The organism is Mesorhizobium sp. M7A.F.Ca.CA.004.06.1.1, from assembly GCF_003999135.1.
GTDB lineage: Bacteria > Pseudomonadota > Alphaproteobacteria > Rhizobiales > Rhizobiaceae > Mesorhizobium.
The window spans coordinates 1-3,650 of record NZ_RZPQ01000601.1 but is presented as its reverse complement, the minus strand read 5'-3'; the positions used below and the strand labels follow the sequence as shown (position 1 = coordinate 3,650).

Genomic DNA, 3,650 nt, shown 5'->3' with positions numbered 1-3,650 from the left:
AATTGGTATCGATCTACGGCGCGCGCACCTGCGGCCTCTGCCGAGCCTGCCGCGAAGGCCGCGACAACCTCTGTGAACATGTTTCGGGTGTGCACGGTTTCCATCTCGACGGTTTCGCGCAAGAGAAGATCAACCTGCCGGCTCGCCTGCTGGTCCCCGCCCCGCCCGGCGTGACCGACATCGGCGCGGCGGTCGCGCCCGTCACCTTCGGCACGGTCGAGCACATGCTGTTCGACAACGCCAGGCTACAGCCCGGCGAGACGATCCTTATCCATGCCGGCGGATCCGGCATCGGCTCTGCGGCCATCCAGCTGGCCAAGCGGATGGGCTGCACCATCATCACCACGGTCGGCTCCAACGACAAGATCGACAAGGCCAAGGCGCTCGGCGCCGACCATGTCATCAACTACCGCGACGACCGTTTCGAGGGCGTCGTGCGCAAGCTGACCAAGAAGAAGGGCGTCGATGTCGTCTTCGAACATGTCGGCGCCGACACTTTTGCCGCCTCGATGCTGTGCCTGAAGCGCGGCGGCCGCCTGGTGACCTGCGGTTCGACTTCCGGCGTGTCGACGCAGATCAATCTGATGCAGCTGTTCCAGCAGCAATTGAAACTGCTTGGCTCGTTTGGCTGCCGCATGGAAAACATGGCCAACGCCATGCAGAAAATGGCGGCGGGACAGGTCGCACCCGTCATCGACACCGAAGTCGGCTTCGACGGTATCGACGCCGCGCTGAAGCGCATGGAAGGCCGCGACGTTTTCGGCAAGATCATCCTGCGCGTCGGCTAGAGCCTTGACCTCTGTGTTCAAGAAGTTCCGCCGGGATCTAAAATTTCGCTACGGCAGGCAACTGCGCCAGCTCAATTACTGGCTGGTGGCGCGCGCCGCAATGATGATCATCTCGGTCCTGCGCCTGCTGCCGGCCGACAGTGCGTTGAATTTCGCCGACCGCGCCGCACGCATGGTCGGCCCCCGGGTGGGACGCCATCAGGTCGCCGTCGACAATCTGCGCAAGGCCTATCCGGAAAAGGGCGAAGCCGAGATCCAGGCGATCGCCTCAGACATGTGGGGCAACATGGCCCGTCTTGCCGCGGAATACATCTTTCTCGACGCCCTCTTCGACTATGACCCTACAGCGATCAAGCCCGGCCGCATCGAGGTCAAAGGAGCGGACCACTTCCTCGAAATCGCCAGCGAAGTGAAGCCGCACATCGTCTTTACCGGCCATCTCGGCAATTTCGAACTTCTGCCGGTGGCGGCGGCGACCTTCGGCATGAACATCACGGCGCTGTTTCGCCCACCCAACAATCCTTATCTTGCCGACTACATCCTCTCGACGCGCCGCTCGACCATGGGCTCGTTGCTGCCATCGATGGCCGGTGCCTCATTCGCCTTGGCCGGGGTCCTGGAGAACGGCGGCAACATCGGCATCCTTGTCGACCAGAAATTCTCCAGCGGACTGGAGACGACATTCTTCGGCCGTCCGTGCCAGAGCAATCGGGTGCTGGCCACCCTTGCCCGTCACTATGACTGCGACGTCTATCCGGCTCGCTGCATCAGGCTGCCAGGCAACCGCTTCCGGCTCGAAATCGAGGACAAGCTGACATTGCCGCGCACGGCTGACGGCAGCGTCGATGTCCACGCCACCACCCAGCGTCTCAACGATGTCGTCGAACGCTGGGTGCGAGAAGATCCCGGCCAGTGGATGTGGTTCCACAAAAGGTGGGAGATCAGCGGCGGGCGTCGAAAGCGGCCCTCGCAGGCAAAAGCGGTCCCGAACGCTTAAACGGAACTGCTGGCGAGGGCATTAGCCCTGCGCCAGCCGACAACAGCGAACCTGAATCTCTTCAGTTGGTGACGACAATGCGCGTATTGCCGAAACCGGCTTGCCGAACCATCGCATAGAAGGCGGCGGCATTGGTCGGGTGCAAGCGCACACAGCCATGCGATGCCGGGCGCCCGAGCTGCCTCACCGCGCCGGTGCCGTGAATGGCATAGCCGCCGCGGAAGAACACCGAATGAGGCATTGGCGACATGTCGTATTTGCGCGAATACCACATCCGCGCCGTCCGTTGCGGCCGATAGCTGCCGCGCGGCGTAATGTAACCTTTGCGCGCGGTGGAGACGCTCCACCGGTAAACCGACGCGCCATATCTGACGGTCATCGTCTGCGAAGACACGTCAATATTTGCAACGAGGCTGGCTGCCCAGCCCTGCCCCGAAGCACCGAACAGCATCGCAACAAACACGGCTGCCATGAGAACTGTCTTTTTCATGCGATCAAACCCCTTTGATTGCCCCTAACCTGCCTGCCCTCAAATTGTCTCTCATCTTTTTAATGGCAGATGAACGGGCTAACACACACACCTTGACCAATTCGCCAATCCAAAGCAGCGAATTTGAACGATTTCCCGCAATAGTTGCCGCAACGACACGCCGCACAGGCTCGATCACCAACGGGCTTGCAAAACCGCCGAGATCGCTGCTCAACTCTGGGCATGAACGAGCGACTCCTCCGGGCAATCGATGACAGGCGCGACGATGTCGTCGCGCTGACCACTGAGCTGATCCGTTTTCCGACCATCAATCCACCCGGCGAGGCCTATCGGCCATGCGCCGAATATCTCGGCGCGCGGCTGAAGAAGAGTGGTTTCGAGACCGAATTCATCCGCGCCGAAGGCACGCCCGGCGACACCGACCGCTACCCGCGCGTCAATGTCGTTGCCCGTTTCGACGGAAGATCGTCAGGCGCCTGCGTCCACTTCAACTCGCACATCGACGTGGTCGAAGCCGGCGACGGCTGGACCGTCGATCCTTTTGCCGGCATCGTCAAAGACGGCAAGGTCTATGGTCGCGGCGCCTGCGACATGAAGGGCGGACTGGCCGCCTCGATCATCGCAGCCGAAGCCTTCCTGGAAGTCTTCCCCGACTTTCCCGGCGCCATCGAAATATCCGGCACCGTCGACGAGGAGTCCGGCGGCTTCGGCGGCGTCGCCCATCTGGCCAGACTAGGCTATTTCTCAAAACCCAGGGTCGACCACGTCATCATTCCCGAGCCGCTCAACAAGGATCGCATCTGCCTCGGGCATCGCGGCGTCTGGTGGGCGGAGATCGAGACCAAGGGCGAGATCGCGCACGGCTCGATGCCGTTTCTCGGCGACAATGCGGTGCGCCACATGGGCGCCGTGCTGAGGGCTTTCGAGGACGAGCTGTTCCCTGCGCTTGACCGTAAGATGACGCGCATGCCGGTCGTGCCCGAAGGGGCAAAACGCTCGACCATGAACATCAATTCGATCCATGGCGGCCAGACCGAGGACTTCCGGCCCGGCCTGCCGTCGCCCAACGTGCCCGACTCCTGCCGGCTGACCATCGACCGTCGTTTCCTGCTGGAGGAAGATCTCGACACCGTCAAAGGCGAAGTGACCGGTATTCTCGACCGGCTAAAGCGCGAGCGGACAAAATTCGACTACGAAATCCGCGACCTGATGGAAGTGCTGCCGCTGATGACCGAGCGCGACGCCCCGGTGGTCAAGGCGGTTGCGCAAGGCATCATGGCGATCTTCGACCGCGAACCCGGCTATGTCATTTCGCCCGGCACCTACGACCAGAAGCACATTGCGCGCATCGGCCATATCTATGATTGCATCGCCT

Annotated in this window: 4 protein-coding genes; 3 read left to right on the top strand and 1 reads right to left on the bottom strand. The window is 61.8% G+C overall.

The genetic code is table 11. The features are described 5' to 3' along the window. Positions 1-788 (top strand): zinc-binding dehydrogenase (locus EN906_RS26595; protein WP_127375490.1); only part of this gene is annotated, 788 nt, incomplete at its 5' end. A 13-nt stretch (positions 789-801) separates the two neighbouring features. Further along, positions 802-1,785 (top strand): lipid A biosynthesis lauroyl acyltransferase, encoded by a 984-nt coding sequence (locus tag EN906_RS26590; protein ID WP_164748868.1) that lies wholly within the window; start codon positions 802-804, stop codon positions 1,783-1,785. Between the two features lie 61 nt (positions 1,786-1,846). Here EN906_RS26590 and EN906_RS26585 read toward each other — a convergent pair whose 3' ends face one another. Continuing rightward, a complete protein-coding gene (locus EN906_RS26585) occupies positions 1,847-2,275 on the bottom strand; it encodes a L,D-transpeptidase (protein WP_023812266.1) in 429 nt (142 codons plus the stop codon). Positions 2,276-2,497: 222 nt separating this feature from the next. Between EN906_RS26585 and EN906_RS26580 the strand changes: the two genes are divergently transcribed. Continuing rightward, the coding region (locus tag EN906_RS26580) for an acetylornithine deacetylase/succinyl-diaminopimelate desuccinylase family protein (protein WP_127375489.1) at positions 2,498-3,650 on the top strand (1,153 nt) is incomplete at its 3' end.

What these genes read in the sequence shown, in the direction of transcription:
- EN906_RS26585 (WP_023812266.1), bottom strand. Translation starts at nt 2,275, where the DNA reads ATGAAAAAGACAGTTCTCATGGCAGCCGTGTTTGTTGCGATGCTGTTC.